The 15,916-nt window shown below is 63.6% G+C and carries 16 protein-coding genes; 7 read left to right on the forward strand and 9 right to left on the reverse strand.

Going from position 1 to position 15,916, the window contains the following annotated elements; translation table 11 throughout:
• Positions 1-97 precede the first annotated feature (97 nt).
• From FYB76_RS13905 to FYB76_RS13930, 6 genes are all read left to right on the forward strand, one after another.
• A complete protein-coding gene (locus FYB76_RS13905) occupies positions 98-718 on the forward strand; it encodes a TetR/AcrR family transcriptional regulator (RefSeq protein WP_154134019.1) in 621 nt (206 codons plus the stop codon).
• A gap of 72 nt (positions 719-790) precedes the next feature.
• Positions 791-1,936 carry an ABC transporter substrate-binding protein gene (locus FYB76_RS13910; protein WP_154134021.1) on the forward strand — a complete coding sequence of 382 codons (1,146 nt, stop codon included), beginning with the start codon at positions 791-793 and terminating at the stop codon, positions 1,934-1,936.
• A gap of 72 nt (positions 1,937-2,008) precedes the next feature.
• On the forward strand, positions 2,009-4,069 hold the full coding sequence (paaZ, locus tag FYB76_RS13915; RefSeq protein ID WP_154134023.1) for a phenylacetic acid degradation bifunctional protein PaaZ: 2,061 nt from the start codon (positions 2,009-2,011) through the stop codon (positions 4,067-4,069).
• Between the two features lie 156 nt (positions 4,070-4,225).
• The gene (locus FYB76_RS13920; RefSeq protein WP_370516349.1) at positions 4,226-5,278 is read left to right on the forward strand and encodes a branched-chain amino acid ABC transporter permease; all 1,053 of its coding nucleotides are present in this window, start codon (positions 4,226-4,228) and stop codon (positions 5,276-5,278) included.
• Positions 5,279-5,288: 10 nt separating this feature from the next.
• Complete coding sequence (locus FYB76_RS13925; protein WP_154134024.1) at positions 5,289-7,079, forward strand: ATP-binding cassette domain-containing protein; 1,791 nt, start codon at positions 5,289-5,291, stop codon at positions 7,077-7,079.
• On the forward strand, positions 7,076-7,909 hold the full coding sequence (locus FYB76_RS13930; RefSeq protein WP_187697721.1) for an ABC transporter ATP-binding protein: 834 nt from the start codon (positions 7,076-7,078) through the stop codon (positions 7,907-7,909). The genes FYB76_RS13925 and FYB76_RS13930 overlap by 4 nt, the downstream gene beginning before the upstream one ends.
• Before the next feature lie 91 nt (positions 7,910-8,000).
• Here FYB76_RS13930 and FYB76_RS13935 read toward each other — a convergent pair whose 3' ends face one another.
• The 6 genes from FYB76_RS13935 to FYB76_RS13960 form a co-directional block, all read right to left on the reverse strand.
• A complete protein-coding gene (locus FYB76_RS13935; RefSeq protein WP_154134025.1) occupies positions 8,001-9,332 on the reverse strand; it encodes a cytosine permease in 1,332 nt (443 codons plus the stop codon).
• 205 nt (positions 9,333-9,537) lie between these two features.
• A complete protein-coding gene (locus FYB76_RS13940; RefSeq protein WP_154134027.1) occupies positions 9,538-10,515 on the reverse strand; it encodes a biotin-dependent carboxyltransferase family protein in 978 nt (325 codons plus the stop codon).
• Entirely contained in the window at positions 10,505-11,404 is a 900-nt protein-coding gene (locus FYB76_RS13945) for an allophanate hydrolase subunit 1 (protein WP_154134029.1), read from the reverse strand. Before FYB76_RS13945 ends, FYB76_RS13940 begins: the two co-directional genes overlap by 11 nt.
• A gap of 1 nt (position 11,405) precedes the next feature.
• Positions 11,406-12,794, reverse strand: a complete 1,389-nt coding sequence (locus FYB76_RS13950; protein WP_154134031.1) for an acetyl-CoA carboxylase biotin carboxylase subunit — start codon at positions 12,792-12,794, stop codon at positions 11,406-11,408.
• A 10-nt stretch (positions 12,795-12,804) separates the two neighbouring features.
• Positions 12,805-13,053 carry an acetyl-CoA carboxylase gene (locus FYB76_RS13955; RefSeq protein ID WP_088756871.1) on the reverse strand — a complete coding sequence of 83 codons (249 nt, stop codon included), beginning with the start codon at positions 13,051-13,053 and terminating at the stop codon, positions 12,805-12,807.
• A 30-nt stretch (positions 13,054-13,083) separates the two neighbouring features.
• A complete protein-coding gene (locus FYB76_RS13960) occupies positions 13,084-13,842 on the reverse strand; it encodes a 5-oxoprolinase subunit PxpA (RefSeq protein WP_154134033.1) in 759 nt (252 codons plus the stop codon).
• Positions 13,843-13,971: 129 nt separating this feature from the next.
• Here FYB76_RS13960 and FYB76_RS13965 point away from each other — a divergent pair, with 129 nt between their 5' ends.
• Positions 13,972-14,889 carry a LysR family transcriptional regulator gene (locus tag FYB76_RS13965; protein ID WP_154134035.1) on the forward strand — a complete coding sequence of 306 codons (918 nt, stop codon included), beginning with the start codon at positions 13,972-13,974 and terminating at the stop codon, positions 14,887-14,889.
• Between the two features lie 25 nt (positions 14,890-14,914).
• Here the strand turns inward: FYB76_RS13965 and FYB76_RS13970 are convergent, their stop codons facing one another.
• The 3 genes from FYB76_RS13970 to FYB76_RS13980 are packed head-to-tail and all read right to left on the reverse strand — an operon-like array spanning position 14,915 to position 15,804.
• Complete coding sequence (locus FYB76_RS13970) at positions 14,915-15,085, reverse strand: hypothetical protein (protein ID WP_154134036.1); 171 nt, start codon at positions 15,083-15,085, stop codon at positions 14,915-14,917.
• Between the two features lie 34 nt (positions 15,086-15,119).
• A complete protein-coding gene (locus tag FYB76_RS13975) occupies positions 15,120-15,437 on the reverse strand; it encodes a DNA-binding transcriptional regulator (RefSeq protein WP_154134158.1) in 318 nt (105 codons plus the stop codon).
• Positions 15,418-15,804, reverse strand: a complete 387-nt coding sequence (locus tag FYB76_RS13980) for a type II toxin-antitoxin system RelE/ParE family toxin (protein WP_154134038.1) — start codon at positions 15,802-15,804, stop codon at positions 15,418-15,420. The genes FYB76_RS13975 and FYB76_RS13980 overlap by 20 nt, the downstream gene beginning before the upstream one ends.
• Positions 15,805-15,916: the final 112 nt, after the last annotated feature.

Here is a 15,916-nt window from a genome sequence, read left to right on the forward strand (position 1 = left end):
AGGCTGGCAGGGCAGGATGTCTCCGATAGATGTTTCGTAAGAGTTTTGATTTACGGCACAATCATGACTTTGCGGAAATATCGACGAGGAAGCATTTATGCCACGCAAGCGAGCAGCGGGATACGACAACCAGCGCGAGACCATCATCGAACAGGCGGCAGCCTTGTTCGCGCGCAATGGTTTCGTGGGCACATCGATGAATGAGGTGGCGCTGGCGTGTGGCCTGTCCAAGGCGTCGCTGTATCACTACTTTGCCGACAAGCACCAGCTGTTGATGCACATCTGCGAAGACCACATCGACCGCCTCTGTGCGCTGGTCGATGAAGTCGCGCAGCAGGAGCTGGACCCGGAGCCGCGCTTGCGCCTCTTGATCCAGCGCTTCGTGGAGGAATACCGCGATGCGCAGAACGAGCATCGCGTCCTGACCGAGGACGTGCGTTTCCTGGAACCGGGAGACCAGAAGCGCATCCTCACCGGCGAGCGCAAGGTGGTCAAGGCAGTAGCCGACGCCATGTGCGCGGTGCGCCCTGAACTGGATCGCAGCCGCATGGCCAAGCCGCTGGCCATGCTGTTGTTCGGCATGATCAACTGGATGTTCATGTGGTTGAAGCCCGATGGCGAACTGACGCATGAACGCATGGCCGTGGTCGTGTCCGATTTGTTGTTTGGCGGGATCGGTGCCGTCAGCCTGGAAGGCACCGGAAAGAAGAAACGATGACGTGAGCCCTTGATCGGTAGCGTCATTGCAGGCACGCAGCACCACAATGACAAAATCATCAAGGAGACCTCCATGCAGTTTGCTCGCCCTTTGCTGGCGCTGGCCCTGGCCGGCTGCGCGCTCGTCGCACACGCTGACATCAACGTCGGCGTCACCGTATCCACCACTGGCCCGGCCGCTTCGCTGGGCATCCCCGAAAAGAACACCATCGCGCTGCTGCCGGCCACCATCGCCGGGCAGAAGATCAACTACATCGTCCTCGACGACGCCTCCGACACCACGCAGGCGGTCAAGAACGCGCGCCGCTTCGTTTCTGAAAACAATGTGGATGTGATCGTCGGCTCATCGGTCAGCCCCAACTCGATCTCGATGATCGAAGTGGCCGCCGAAGCACAGACGCCGATGATCTCGCTGGCCGCCGCCGCACGCATCGTCGAACCCATGGATGCCAAGAAGAAGTGGGTCTTCAAGACACCGCAGAACGACATCATGATGTCGCTGGCCATCGCCAAGGACATGGTGGCGCGCGGCTACCAGCGCATTGCCTTCATCGGTTATTCCAACGCCTATGGAGAAGGCTGGTACGAAGAATTCAAGAAGGCCGCCGGCCTCAAGAAACTGGAACTGGTCGCCAACGAGCGCTTCGCTCCCAATGACACATCGGCCACGGCGCAAGCCCTGAAGCTGGTGGCAGCCAAGCCGGATGCCATCCTCATCGCCGCCTCCGGCACCCCGGCCGTGGTGCCGCAGCGGGCGTTGAAGGAGCGCGGTTTCAAGGGCCAGATCTACCAGACCCACGGCGTGGCCAATGCCGACTTCCTGCGCGTGGGCGGCAAGATGCTGGAGGGCACCCTGCTGCCGGCCGGCCCCGTGCTGGTGGCGGCGCAACTGCCGGCTGCCAACCCCATCCGCAAGGTGGCGCTGGACTACACCGCCAAGTATGAGGCGGCCCATGGCAAGGACAGCGTCTCGCTCTTCGGCGGCTATGCCTGGGATGCAGGCGTGCTGCTGCAGTCGGCCATTCCGGTGGCGTTGAAGCGCGCCAAGCCGGGGACACCGGAATTCCGCGCGGCCCTGCGCGATGCGCTGGAAGCCACCAAGGAAGTCACCGGTGTGCATGGCGTCTACAACATGTCGGCCACCGATCACCTGGGCCTGGACCAGCGTGCTTCGGTGATGGTCAAGATCGTTGACGGCGCCTGGCAGTACCAGCCCTGATCCACCTTCTCTTCAACGCTGCGTGGCTTCACTGCCCGCAGCGCTGCGTCCCCACGATTACAGGAGTCTCCGATGTCCGCCCGTCCACCCTTGCTCCAGAGTTTCATCGCTGGCCGCTGGTTCGGTGAAAGCCCGGCCCAGGCACTGCACAGCGCAGTCAACGGCCATACCGTCGCCAGCACGCACCAGGAATCCATCGACTTCGGCGAAGCGCTGGAACATGCCCGCAAGAAGGGCTTGCCGGCGCTGATGCAGCTGGACTTCCAGCAGCGTGCCGCGATCCTCAAGGCGCTGGCCAAATACCTGGTCGAGCACAAGGAAACGCTCTACGCCGTCTCCGCCCACACGGGCGCGACCCGCACCGACAGCTGGATCGATATCGAAGGCGGCAGCGGTACGCTGTTCACCTATGCCAGCATCGGCACCAATGAATTCCCTTCGTCCAACCTGGTCCATGAAGGCCCGGCCATCTCGTTGGGCAAGCAGGGCCGCTTCGCCGGGACGCACATCCTGGTGCCGCGCGGTGGCGTGGCAGTGCACATCAATGCCTTCAACTTCCCGGTCTGGGGCATGCTGGAAAAATTCGCCCCGACCTTCCTGGCCGGCATGCCTTGCATCGTCAAGCCCGCCACCGCCACCAGCTATCTGGCTGAAGCGGCAGTGCGCCTGATCCAGCAATCCGGCCTGCTGCCCGAGGGCAGCCTGCAGCTGGTCATCGGCAGCACCGGCGACCTGCTCGATCGCCTGCAGGCGCAGGACGTGGTGACCTTTACCGGCTCGGCCGATACGGCGGCCAAGCTGCGTGCGCATCCCAACCTGATTGCCAACTCCATTCCCTTCAATGCCGAAGCCGATTCGCTGAACTGCGCCATCCTCGGTCCCGACGTCAACGTTGACGATGAGGAATTCGATCTCTTCGTCAAGGAAGTGGCGCGCGAGATGACCACCAAGGCCGGCCAGAAATGCACGGCCATCCGCCGCGCCATCGTGCCGCGCCAACACTTGGATGCAATTTCGGAAAAACTCGCCGCGCGCCTGTCGAAAACCGTCATTGGTGATCCGGCGCTGGAGTCGGTGCGCATGGGGCCGCTGGCGTCACGCGCGCAACAGCGCGACGTGGAAGAGCGCGTGGCCCTGTTGAAACAAAGTGCCGAACTGATTCTGGGTGCCGGCAGCCACTTCCAGCCGCAAGGCGAAGGCGTGGGTGAAGGTGCGTTCTTCGCGCCGACCCTGCTGCTGGCGCGCGATACCTCAGCGGGCAGCCCGGTGCATGAAGTGGAAGCCTTCGGTCCGGTCAGCACGCTCATGCCCTATGACGACCTCGATGAAGCCTTGGCGCTGGCCGCACGTGGACGCGGCAGCCTGGTGGCCAGCCTGGTCACGCGCAGCCCGTCGGTGGCGGCGCGCGCCATTCCTGTGGCCGCTGCATGGCATGGCCGCCTGCTGGTGCTCGACCGCGAAGCCGCACCGGAATCCACCGGCCACGGTTCGCCCCTGCCGCAGCTCAAGCACGGTGGCCCTGGCCGCGCCGGTGGCGGTGAGGAACTGGGCGGTTCGCGCGCCGTGAAGCATTACTTGCAACGCACGGCAGTGCAGGGTTCGCCGACCATGCTGGCCGCAGTCGTCGGCGAACATGTGCGCGGTGCCAAGGTGCGCGAATCGGATATCCATCCCTTCCGCCACTACTTCGAGGACCTGCAGATCGGCGACTCGCTGGCCACGCACCGCCGTACCGTCACCGAAGCCGACATCGTCAATTTCGGCTGCCTCTCGGGCGACCATTTCTACATGCACTTCGACGACATCTCGGCACGCCAGTCGCCGTTCGGCAAGCGCATTGCACATGGCTACTTCGTCTTGTCGGCAGCGGCCGGCCTGTTCGTCTCGCCTGCGCCGGGTCCGGTGCTGGCCAACTACGGGCTCGATACGCTGCGCTTCGTCAAGCCGGTCGGCATCGGCGACACCATCTCGGCACGCCTGACCTGCAAGCGCAAGATCGACCGCAACAAGAAGGATGCCAACGGCCAGGGGCAGGGCGTGGTGGCCTGGGATGTGGAGGTGAGCAACCAGGACGGCGAACTGGTGGCGTCCTACGACATCCTGACCCTGGTGGCCAAGAAGCCGGAGGCTTGAGCCATCGGCCTGTTTGCAGAAAGCTTCATGCCCCATCCGGTCATCCGCGCCAGACACTAGAAAGCAGCCCCAAAGGTTCATCCCTGACAAGAACCGGGCCTATCCCGGCCAGTCGCAGCCCGATCTGCGGCGGCCGGCATCAACAGGAGGAGACAAGTGGATACCAGCATTCTGACCGTGCTGATCCAGGACGGCTTCACGACCGGCGCCATCTATGCGCTGCTGTCGCTGGCGCTGGTCCTGGTATTTTCAGTGACACGGGTGATTTTCCTGCCGCAGGGCGAGTTCGTCGCCTTCGGCGCATTGACCCTGGCGGCCATCCAGAACGGCCATGCCCCCGGTACCGCCTTGCTGCTGGTGGCGCTGGGCGGCGTGACGCTGGCCGTGGAAGGCGGCACCGCCATGCGCCTGGCCGCGAGCCGCGCGCGTTTCCTGCGCCGGCTGCCGCCGCTGCTGGCCACGCACATCGGCCTGCCGCTGGTGCTCTACGCACTGACGCGGTATGTGGACCTGCAAGCGCTGGCCATGCCCTGGCAGATCCTGCTGACACTGCTGATCGTGGTGCCGATGGGACCGATGATCTATCGCGTGGCGTATCAGCCGCTGGCGCATTCGAGCGTGCTGGTGTTGCTGATCGTCTCACTGGGTGTGCATCTGGCCATGGTCGGTTTGGGATTGCTGATGTTCGGCCCCGAGGGGACCAATACCAAGCCCTTCACCGAGATGCAGTTCACCCTGGGCGAGAGCCCGGTCTCGGGACAGAGCGTGATCGTGCTGGTGACGGTGGCCGCCCTGATCGCCGTGATCTATGTCTTCTTCGAACGCACGCTGACCGGCAAGGCCTTGCGTGCCACTGCCGTCAATCGTCTCGGTGCGCGGCTGGTGGGGGTGGGCATCAACCAGGCGGGCAAGCTGTCCTTCGCGATGTCGGCGGGCATCGGTGCGCTGTGCGGCATCCTGATTGCGCCCTTCACCATCGTCAACTATGAGTCCGGTTTCATCATCGCCCTGAAAGGCTTCGTGGGCGCCATCTTCGGCGGACTGGCCAGTTATCCCATCGCGGCGCTGGGCTCGGTATCGGTCGGGCTGATCGAGAGTTTTTCCTCCTTCTGGGCCAGTGCCTTCAAGGAACTGATCGTCTTCACGGTCATCATCCCCATCCTGCTGTGGCGCTCGCTGACCAGCCACCACATCGACGAAGAAGCCTGAGGACGCCGCCATGACTGCATTCACATCGCATCGCGCCGCCTTGCCGGTGCTGTTCTTCGCCATCGTGCTGGTGCTGCCGCAATTGGGCCTGCCACCGTTCTGGGTCACGCTGCTGTCCTATGTCGGGCTGTATGCCATCGTCGCGCTGGGGCTGGTGCTGCTGACCGGCGTGGCGGGATTGATCTCGTTCGGGCAGGCGGCATTTGTCGGCATCGGCGCCTACACGACCGCGTATCTCACGACGCAGTTCGGACTCTCGCCCTGGGTCGGATTGCTGGCGGGGATCGGGCTGACGGGCTTGTCGGCTTTCCTGATCGGCACGCTCACCATGCGCATCTCCGGGCACTATTTGCCGTTGTCCACGATTGCCTGGGGCCTGTCGCTGTACTACCTGTTCGGCAACCTGGAGATGCTGGGCAAGCATGACGGCATCAACGGCATCCCGCCGATTGCCATCGGCCAGTTCACCTTCGGCAATGGGGCGTCGATGTATCTCCTCATCTGGGCCGTGGTGATCCTGGCACTGGTATCGGTGGTCAATTTCCTGGATTCGCGGGCCGGGCGCGCGGTGCGTGCGCTCAAGTTCGGCACGGTCATGCCGGAGGCCATGGGGGTCGATACGGCCCGGCTGAAGATCGTCATCTTCGTCTACGCAGCCGTGCTGGCGGGCATTTCCGGATGGCTGTACGCGCACCTGCAACAGGCGGTCAATCCCACGCCCTTCGGCTTGAAATACGGCATCGATTACCTGCTGATGGTGGTGGTCGGTGGTGCCGGCCATGTGTGGGGAGCGATCCTCGGTGCGGGCCTGCTGGCGGTGCTGAGCAATTTCCTGCAGGAGTGGTTGCCGGGTGTGCTGGGTACCGGCGGCAATTTCGAGGCCATCGTCTTTGGCATCGCGCTGGTGATCTTCCTGCAGTTCGCCAACGAGGGCTTGTGGCCGCGTCTGCAGGCGCGTTTCGGGCGGCGCCTGCCGCGCCAGTTGCCTGCGGATGCTGCGCCGTTGACGCAGATTCCCAAGCCGGCGCGGGGCGAAGTGATCCTTGAAGTGGAGGCAGCACGCAAGCAGTTCGGTGGACTGGTGGCGGTCAATGATGTGAGCTTTTCGGTGAAGGCCGGGGAGATCGTGGGACTGATCGGGCCCAATGGCGCGGGCAAGTCGACCACCTTCAACCTGGTGACCGGTGTGCTCTCCATTACCAGCGGCAAGCTCAATTATCGCGGGCAGTCGCTGGCGGGATTGTCCTCGCGCGAGATCTCCAGCCGTGGCATTGCGCGCACTTTCCAGCATGTGCGGCTGGTGCCGGGGATGAGCGTGCTGGAGAACGCGGCCATGGGCGCGTTCCGGCGCGGCGAGTTCGCGCCCCAGCGTGGCATCCTGGCCAGCCTGGCGCGGGCCAATCGCAAGGAGGAAGCGCGCATCCTCAGCGAAGCGCGGCGGCAGCTGGAGCGTGTCGGCCTGGGCGATCTGGTGGACCGGCCTGCAGGTAGCCTGGCGCTGGGCCAGCAGCGCATCCTGGAGATTGCGCGCGCGCTGTGCTGTGATCCGGCGCTGTTGTTGCTGGATGAACCGGCGGCCGGTCTGCGCCTGAAGGAGAAGCAGGCGCTGGCGGCATTGCTGGACAAGCTGCGCGGCGAGGGCATGGCGGTGCTGCTGGTGGAGCACGACATGGACTTCGTGATGCAATTGACCGACCACATCGTGGTCATGGAATTCGGCACCAAGATTGCCGAGGGCACGCCGGCGCAGATCCAGGTCCACCCGGCGGTGCTGGAAGCCTATCTGGGAGGAGCCCAATGATGACTGCAGCAACCATGATGACCCCTGCCAGCGTGGAACCTGAAGTGCGCGCGGTGAGCGCGCCGCTGTTGCTGGAAGTCAGCGGGCTCTCGGCGCGCTATGGCAAGGTGCCGGCGTTGACCGAGGCGGCGCTGTCGCTGCGGGCCGGACAGATCGTGACCGTCATCGGGCCCAATGGCGCGGGCAAGTCGACCTTGCTCAATGCCATGATGGGCGCGATGCCGGCGGGCGCGGCAGCCAGTGGGCGGATCGCTTTCCAGGGCGAGGATGTGAGCCAGATGGAGGTGGAGGAGCGCGTGGCGCGCGGGCTGTCGCTGGTGCCGGAAAAGCGTGAATTGTTTACCTCCATGAGCGTGGAGGACAACCTGCTCCTGGGCGCGTACAAGCGGCGGCGCAATGGCGAATCCGCTTATCTGGATCAGCAGGAGTTTGTCTATGCCTTGTTCCCGCGCCTGAAGGAGCGGCGCAAGCAGGCGGCCGGGACGCTGTCCGGTGGCGAGCGCCAGATGCTGGCGGTAGGGCGCGCCTTGATGGCCAAGCCGCAGGTGCTGATGCTGGATGAGCCCAGCCTGGGCCTGGCACCGCTGATCACCAAGGAAATCCTTTCCATCATCAGCCAGCTGCGCAGCACTGGCGTGGCCACCTTGCTGGTGGAGCAGAATGCGCGCGCGGCCTTGCAGGTGGCCGATTACGGGTATGTGCTGGAGATGGGGGAGATCGTTTGTGAAGGGCCGGCGGGGGTGCTGGCGGCGGACAAGAAGATTGTGGAAAGTTATCTGGGGGTGGCGCGGGAGCCGGTGGAGCTGATTCAGCGAAGCGCGGTTTCCTAGCGGACCAGTTGCCCGGCAGCCCGAGAGCACAGGTCATTCGGACATCAAAAAAGGGCAGCCATGGCCGCCCTCGTGTTGCGCAGGAACGCAATCACTTCGCCGTCTGCCAGGTCTTGCCCGCGCGTCCCCGCTGCTGCCACAAGGCATACACCCCCATTGACGCCACGAAGGTCAGCGGTGCCGACAGCGATGGCCAGAAGCCCGTCATTTCCATCAGCACGAAGCCCGGTACCACGCCGCAGAACCACGCTCCCAGGCCGACACGGTTGATGCCGGCCGAGCCTTCGCCGGTGCCAGCGTGATCGGGTACGGTGAGAATATGCGCCAGCGCCACGCCCACCCAGGCGACCACGAACACGCCCTGATAGGCCAGTGCCTTGAGCAGGTAGCAGAACACGTCCGCCAGCATCAGCGCATAGACCACTGCGCCGACCACCACCGACCACACCAGGCGCGAGGCGCGCAGGCCCAGCAGGTTGCCGAAGAAGGCCTGCATGTTGACCGTCGCCAGATAGTAGTTGGCGGTATTGATGCGCGTCTGCGTGACCCATACGAAGAGCAGTCCCCAGAACCCCATCAGCTTGAGGATGGCCATCACCACCGATACCTCGGACAGCGGGCCATCCTGCGGAATGCTGCTGGCCAGGTAGATGCCGGCAGCACCATTGAGCAGGATGGTGACCAGGTAGAAGGGCATCCCGAAATTGAAGCGGCCGTGATACGTCGCATCTTCCGGCTTGCCGAAGCGGGCGTAGTCGAAGGTGAACATCATCAGTACCCACACGCCCATGTAATACGTGAAGCAGCTCCACCAGCCGTCCGCCGGCGGCACCGCCGGGCCGAAGTCCAGCCACTGCGGCTGGTAGCCATACTGGCTCACCGCCAGCACCAGCGCCATCAGCAGGCCCAGCAGATAGAACGGCAGCAGCACGCCGTTGAACTTGTCCAGCCAGTTCTGCACGCTGCCAAACACCAGCGGCACGCTGTAGAGCACCACGATCAGCGCCGCGACCGGATAGAGCAGCGAGGGATACAGATGATGCAGGGCCACTGCGATCACCGAGCCCTCGAAGACGGCGTAGTAGATCGCGGTGGAAAAGAAGATCAACGTCGCCAGCGAGGCCCCGAGCCGGCCGAACAGGATGCGCGAGAACAGGGCCACCGACAGGCCGGTGCGCATGGCGTAGCGGCTGATGCAGGCATTGATGAGTCCGTAGCTGATGACCGAGAGCACCATGCCGATCAGGGCATTGCGCGCCCCATAGGTCAGCGCCAGCGATGCTCCCACGACGATGTAGAAGATCGCGCTGCAGACGGCCCACCAGGCCATCGTCAGCGACAGTTTTCCCATGCGCGCGCTGGCGGGGACGCTGTGGGTGGAGAGATCGGTTTCCTTGTTCTGTGTGTGTGATAGGCCGGCCATGTCAGTTTCTCCAGAGACGTTGAAGCAATGATTCAATGAGGCGGATGAGAGGCAAGAAGGACGTTCCAACAAGTTGCTGCAAGTTGCTGCGAGTGCGAGTACGAGTACGAAAGCGAAGGCAAAGCCGGGGCCGGCCCCAGGGCAGCCGCTCGTGCGGACTGGCCTGGGGACAAGCGTCAAACGCGGTGCAATGCGTGCGGAAGTGTCAGCTGCCCAGCAGGCTGCTCAGGCGCTGGAAGCGCTGCTGGTACTGGCGGCGGGCCTCCAGGGCCTGCTCCAGCGTCACCCGCACGAACTGGGCTTTGTGGTTGGGCTGCAGTTGCCCGATCAGGTCGAGGTCGGCGCTGATGACCGTGCCGATGGTGGCGTAGCCGCCACCGGAGACCGCATCCCGCAACAGGACGATAGGTTCCAGGCCCCCGGGGATCTGGATCGAGCCGATGGGATAGCAGGCATCGACGATGTTGGAGGGATCCGAACCGGCGCCGAAGGGCTGTTCCCGTGGCTTGAACTGCATCGCCTGGCCGCCCTTGAAGCGGTAGCCGATACGGTCTGCTTCCGAGCCCACGGTCCAGGTATCGGCAAAGAAGCGTTCCACGGCGTCCTCGGTGAGACGATGTATATACAGCCCCGGCACCACGCGCAGCGTGGCTTCGCGATCGAAGACCGGCACCAGCGACAGCGGCAGGGCGCGCCCCTCGGCAGCCTTCGACGCGGCCCGGCCCAGCGGCAGTTCATCGTCCTTGGCCAGCTTGCGTCCCTGCCACCCGCCCAACGCGCCCAGCGCATAGGTGGAACGGCTTTCCAGCACCACCGGCACATCGATGCCACCGGCGATGGCGAGATAGCTGCGCGCGCCCGCTTTCGGATAATCGAAGCTCAGGACCTGGCCGCTGCGCACCATGAACGCAGTATCGAGGGGGCGTTCGCTGCCATCCACACGCGGCTGCATGCGCGCTCCAGTGACGGCAACCAGGGCGTCAGACTGGAATTCCAGTTGCGGCCCGAGCAGGCTGCATTCCAGCGCGGAGGTGGTGGGGTGGTTGCCGACCAGCAGGTTGGCGCTGCGCAGGGCGTATTGGTCCAGCGCGCCCGAGGGCGGGATGCCCAGATGGTAGTAGCCTTCCCGGCCACCGTCCTGCACCGAGGTCGCCAGGCCGGGCTGTTTTACCTTAATCGTCATGGAGGGCCTCCTTGAGAGCGTGGATGCAGGCCTGGGGATCGGTTTGGAACGCATCGAGATCAAACCGCACGGGACGGATGCGCAGGTCGAAATGACCGGCATCGACGGCTTCGACGGCGGCGTCATACGCGCTGCGATCGATGGCCTTGAATTGCACGATGTCGCCAGCGCGGAAGAACACCATCGATTCCTGCAGGTAGGGCAGGCCCTGTTGCGGATCGTAGATCGGGGCGGGCGTGACGCCGAACATCTGGTAACCACCCGCACCGCGTACCGAGTAAATGCAACCGAAGCAGCCACCGTGTCCCAGTGTCAGCTTCGGCGTGTCGGTGCGCGGACGCAGGTACTTGGGGACTTGCAGTTGCCGGTCCTGTTCGACCATCTGGTACATGAAGGGAAGGCCGGCCACGAAGCCGACCATGGAGACGAACCACGGCGTGCCGCTGTGGGCGGCGATGAAGGCCTGTACTTCCTCGTAGCCATTGATGCGCGCCGCGTATTGCAGGTCGGTGGAAGCAGGATCCTGGTGACGGTCGCGGAAGCGCGCCTGTGTTTCATTGGTCCAGGGATCGTCATACAGCACGGGGACTTCGATGATGCGCGTGTCGATGCGCCGCTCGGCCGTGGTACTGCTCTCCAGCGCCTTGACCTGTTCCAGCAGGGCCAGCGGATGGATCAGGTCGGGATTGAAGCGGATCTGGAAGGAGGCGTTGGCCAGGCAGACATCGAGGACGCCGGGCAATGCCAGCTTCTCCACTGCGCGTGTGATGGCCATGGCGCGGAAGAAGGCTTCCAGGGACATCGATTCCGAAACTTCGGCAAAGAGGTGTTCGTCGCCCGCAATGCTGTAACGGATGGGCGAGGCCGGTACGGCTTGTGTGCGGTTCATCTCAGGCCTCCTCAAGTTGCGCGGCGCGCGCGGCGGCACGTTCGGCCAGCCAGGTTTCCAGTGCACCGGTATCGAAGCGGGCAGCCTGTACGCGGGCATCGGCCAGCAACCACTGGTGCAGTGGCAAGGTGGTGGCCATGCCGGTGATGCGCGTGGCAGTGAGCGCTGCCCGGGCGCGGGCGATGGCCTGTGCGCGGTCCTTGCCATGGACCACCAGCTTGGCCAGCAGCGAGTCGTAATACGGCGGGATGCGATAGCCCGCATAGAGATGGCTCTCCACGCGCACGCCCTCACCCTGCGGCCACTGCAGCTCGGCGACCGTGCCGGGGCAGGGGAAGAAATTGCGCTCGGGATCTTCGGCATTGATGCGCATCTCCAGCGCCGCACCCTGCATGCGGATATCGGACTGCTGCAGGCCCAGCGGCTCGCCACCGGCGATGCGCAACATGGCCTGGACCAGATCGATGCCGGTGATCGTCTCGGTGACCGGATGCTCGACCTGGATGCGGGTATTCATCTCGATGAAGAAGAACTCGCCGCTCTCGTCGTCGAAGAGGTATTCCAGCGTGCCCGCGCCGCGATAGTGCAGCTGTTCGGCCAACCGCACCGCACTCTCGCACAGGGCTTGCCGCTGTGAGGGCGTGAGCACGGGCGAGGGGGCTTCTTCGAAGACTTTCTGGCGACGCCGTTGCAGCGAGCATTCGCGTTCGAACAGGTGAACGGCACGCTGGCCATCGCCCAGGATCTGCACTTCGATGTGGCGTGCACGGCGGATGAAGCGCTCCAGATACACCGCACCGGAACCGAAGGCGGCCTGGGCCTCGCCTTGCGCCAGCGGGAATTCCCTTGCCAGTTCGGCGGCATCGCGCGCCATGCGGATGCCGCGACCGCCGCCTCCGGCCGAGGCCTTGATGAGCAGCGGATAGCCGATCTCGTCGGCACAGGCCAGCGCTGTTGCGAGATCCTTCAGTTCACCCGCCGAGCCCGGCACCACTGGCACCCCGGCGGCGGCTGCGGTACGACGCGCTTCGGCCTTGTCGCCCATGCGGCGGATGGTATCGGCCTCCGGTCCCACGAAGATCAATCCGGCGGCGCTGACGGCCTCGGCGAAGGTGGCGTTCTCGGAGAGGAAACCATAGCCAGGATGGATGGCATCGGCACCACTGTCGCGTGCCGCCTTGAGCAAGGCGTCCACATTGAGATAGCTGCGGTCGGCGCGGGCCGGGCCGATGAGCTGGACTTCGTCGGCCATGCGCGCGGCCAGCGAATCGGCATCGGCTTCGCTGCAGGCAGCTACCGTCTTGATGCCCAGGGCTTGCGCGGCACGAATGATGCGCACCGCGATCTCGCCGCGATTGGCGATGAGGAGTTTGCGCAGGGAAGTCGTCATGATGCCGGCCTCAGTCTGCGGTCTCGATCACGGCGACCAGCTGGCCGGGTTCGACCGGGTCGCCGTTGCCGACGTGGAAGGCCAGCAGCTTGCCGCCGTGCTCGGCCTGCAATTCCGTAAATTGTTTCATCACTTCGATCAGGCCGATCACGCCGCCGGCTTCGATGACGTCGCCTGCCTCTGCATAGGGTGGGGCATCGGGACTGGACCGGCGATAGAAGGTACCGGGCAAGGGGGAGTGCACTTCGTGGACTGCCATGACTTTTCTCCTTCGGAACGAATGGGGGGATCAGCGCGGCGCGGCGATGGCGATGTCGGCCGCTTCCAGGCTCTTGCGCGTGGCCTGCACCAGCGCCAGCGCGCCGGGGGTATCGCTGTGGATGCAGACGGAGTCGAAGGCGATGAGGATGTCGTGTCCTTCGACCGTACGCACCACGCCTTCGCGACACGCCCGCAGCACCTTGGCTGCCACCTGGGCCGGATCGAGCGCACCGACGCGGCGGGTGAAGACGATGGAGCCGCTGTTGTCGTAATCGCGGTCGGCATAGAACTCGCAGACCACCGCCTGCTGCAGTTCCTGCGCCACGCGCCAGACCGCTGAGCCGTGCATGCAGAAGAGAAGCAAGTTCGGGTCCAGCTGGCGCAGCGTCTGCACGAAGACGCGGGCGGCCTCCTCATCGCGGGCCAGGTGCATGTAGAGCGCGCCGTGCGGCTTGATGTGCTGCAGGGACATGCCGTTGAGGCGGGCGAACTCACGCAGGGCACCGAGCTGATAGAGCATGTCGTTGACCAGTTCGATGGCCGGCGCGTTGAGATGGCGGCGGCCGAAGCCGACCAGGTCGCGAAAGCCGGGATGTGCGCCGATGGCAACGCCGTGTTGCCGGGCCTGCTCCACCGTACGCCGCATGGTGTTGGGATCGCCCGCGTGAAAGCCGGTGGCGATGTTGGCTGAACTGATCAGGGGCAGGATGGCCGCATCGACGCCATCGCCGATGGTCCAGGGGCCGAAGCCTTCGCCCATGTCCGAATTCAGGTCGATTGTTTTCATCTGGTGGTCTCCGGTGCTGTCGGAATCAGCACGTGAAACCGAGTATAGAAATCGTCAACGGTATTGGACAGATGTATTATCAGAGGGCTTGATATCGAAAAATCCGATAGCTTATGAAGGGCATCAAACATGGCCATCACCCTCCGGCAGATTCGTTATTTCGTGGCCACTGCGGAAGTGGGGCAGATTTCGCAGGCGGCGATCCATCTGCATATTTCGCAATCGTCCGTCACCAGTGCCATCCAGGAACTGGAGGCCTTGCTGGGGGCACCGCTGTTCATCCGCTCGCCGCAGGGGATGATCCTCACCGACAGCGGGCGGCATTTCCTCAACCATGCGTATTCGATCCTGCGCAGCGTGGACGATGCGATGAAGAGCCCCTTGCCCGACAACACGGCCAGCGGCAGTTTGCGGGTGGCGGCCAGCTATACGGTGCTGGGATATTTCTTGCCGCACCATCTGCAGCGGCTGTCGCAGTCCTATCCGGGCATCAAGATCCACGTGCATGAGAAGGAGCGCGCGGAGATCGAGCAGAGCCTGGTGGAGGGCGAGATCGACATGGCGGTGGTGCTGACATCCAATTTGCGTCACCGCGAGATCGCCTACGAGACCTTGTTCGGATCAGTGCGCCGACTGTGGCTACCGGCGCGTCATCCGCTGGGCGAGCGCTCGGTGGTGAATCTCTCGGAGGTAGCCAATGAGCCCTTCATCCTGCTGACGGTGGACGAGGCCGACAAGACCGCGCTGCGGTACTGGAATCAAAGCGGACGCAAGCCCAACATCATCATGCGGACCAGTTCCATCGAGGCGGTGCGCAGCATGGTGGCCAATGGGTCGGGGGTGGCGATCTTGTCGGACCTGGTGTATCGCCCGTGGTCGCTGGAAGGATTGCGCATCGAGACGGTGCTGCTGATGGATCATGTGCCGGCCATGAATGTGGGGCTGGCCTGGCGCAAGGGGGTGACGTTTACGCCGGCCATGGAGGCGGTGCGGGAGTATTTCAGGCAGTCGTTTTTGACGCCGCAGTTGAGTAGTGGGAGGCGGTGAGAACTTGATTCGCGGCTGTGGAGAATCACTTCATCGTTGCTGGCCGAGGCCGTTGCTTTGGCCGCTGCAGCAAGCGTTGCGGCTGCCAGTCATTGGCACGCAGGGCGGCAATGCGCTGTTCGGCGTTGTTGCGCTTGATGCGGCAGATTGTCATGAAAGCACGGAAGATGCTGCCCAAAGTGCCGGCGCTGATCATAGTTGAAACCCGTCATTCATTGAATGCTGGTCATTCAGGCGATCGCTTGAATGCCTTTCTTTTCCACCACCGTCAGCAGACGCAAAGCTGGGCCACCGGGTTTCTTGATGCCGCGTTCCCAGTCGGAGACCAGATTCCTGCTCACGTTCAAATAGAGTGCAAAGATCGGTTGCGACAGGTGCTCACGCTCCCGCAGCGCGCGGATACGTTCAGGCGGCATCGGTTGTATCGGCGTAAGACAGCTTTCGTCGAACTCGCGCATGGTCTGCTTGTCGATGGCGCCGATTTCGTGCAACGCTTCCATCGTTTCGTGAATCGCCGCATAGGCTTGGCTACGATATTTCTTGGCCATATCCATTTACCTCCGTCAATTGCCTCTGGTCGATCAGTGCGGCAAGCTGCTTTTCCGATAGCTTGAGCACATGCAGAGCCGCTCTTTTGAACGTGGCCTCTTCATCACCATCGATATTGTCGCGGTCGCTCTTTTCGAACCCATAGATGAAAAAGGCTCGCTCACTCGTCCGATACAACACGATGGTGCGGATACCACCTGATTTTCCTTGTCCGGCTCGCGCAACGCGCTGCTTGATGACGCCGCCTCCAAGGTCTGCATCAACGAGCCCGCGCTCGGCTCGGGCGATGGCGTCCAGGAGTGCCGTATTCGTGATGCCGTGTTTGCGGCTGAACCGCTCGAACCAGGCGTTCATGAAAATGCGCATGCAGTTGCCTTATCAATAAAATATAACACAAAGTATTATATTTTTAGATAAAGCTCGGGAATACGTCCGCTACGCGCAACGGCGTACAACGGCGGCGAATAATAAAAAACCC

The sequence above is a fragment of the Herbaspirillum sp. CAH-3 genome, from assembly GCF_009668275.1.
Taxonomy (GTDB): domain Bacteria; phylum Pseudomonadota; class Gammaproteobacteria; order Burkholderiales; family Burkholderiaceae_D; genus Herbaspirillum; species Herbaspirillum aquaticum.

Coding starts and splice junctions, on each gene's coding strand:
- FYB76_RS13905 (WP_154134019.1), top strand. CDS start 98: ATGCCACGCAAGCGAGCAGCGGGATACGACAACCAGCGCGAGACCATC.
- FYB76_RS13910 (WP_154134021.1), top strand. CDS start 791: ATGCAGTTTGCTCGCCCTTTGCTGGCGCTGGCCCTGGCCGGCTGCGCG.
- paaZ (WP_154134023.1), top strand. CDS start 2,009: ATGTCCGCCCGTCCACCCTTGCTCCAGAGTTTCATCGCTGGCCGCTGG.
- FYB76_RS13925 (WP_154134024.1), top strand. CDS start 5,289: ATGACTGCATTCACATCGCATCGCGCCGCCTTGCCGGTGCTGTTCTTC.
- FYB76_RS13930 (WP_187697721.1), top strand. CDS start 7,076: ATGATGACTGCAGCAACCATGATGACCCCTGCCAGCGTGGAACCTGAA.
- FYB76_RS13935 (WP_154134025.1), bottom strand. CDS start 9,332: ATGGCCGGCCTATCACACACACAGAACAAGGAAACCGATCTCTCCACC.
- FYB76_RS13940 (WP_154134027.1), bottom strand. CDS start 10,515: ATGACGATTAAGGTAAAACAGCCCGGCCTGGCGACCTCGGTGCAGGAC.
- FYB76_RS13945 (WP_154134029.1), bottom strand. CDS start 11,404: ATGAACCGCACACAAGCCGTACCGGCCTCGCCCATCCGTTACAGCATT.
- FYB76_RS13950 (WP_154134031.1), bottom strand. CDS start 12,794: ATGACGACTTCCCTGCGCAAACTCCTCATCGCCAATCGCGGCGAGATC.
- FYB76_RS13955 (WP_088756871.1), bottom strand. CDS start 13,053: ATGGCAGTCCACGAAGTGCACTCCCCCTTGCCCGGTACCTTCTATCGC.
- FYB76_RS13960 (WP_154134033.1), bottom strand. CDS start 13,842: ATGAAAACAATCGACCTGAATTCGGACATGGGCGAAGGCTTCGGCCCC.
- FYB76_RS13965 (WP_154134035.1), top strand. CDS start 13,972: ATGGCCATCACCCTCCGGCAGATTCGTTATTTCGTGGCCACTGCGGAA.
- FYB76_RS13970 (WP_154134036.1), bottom strand. CDS start 15,085: ATGATCAGCGCCGGCACTTTGGGCAGCATCTTCCGTGCTTTCATGACA.
- FYB76_RS13975 (WP_154134158.1), bottom strand. CDS start 15,437: ATGGCCAAGAAATATCGTAGCCAAGCCTATGCGGCGATTCACGAAACG.
- FYB76_RS13980 (WP_154134038.1), bottom strand. CDS start 15,804: ATGCGCATTTTCATGAACGCCTGGTTCGAGCGGTTCAGCCGCAAACAC.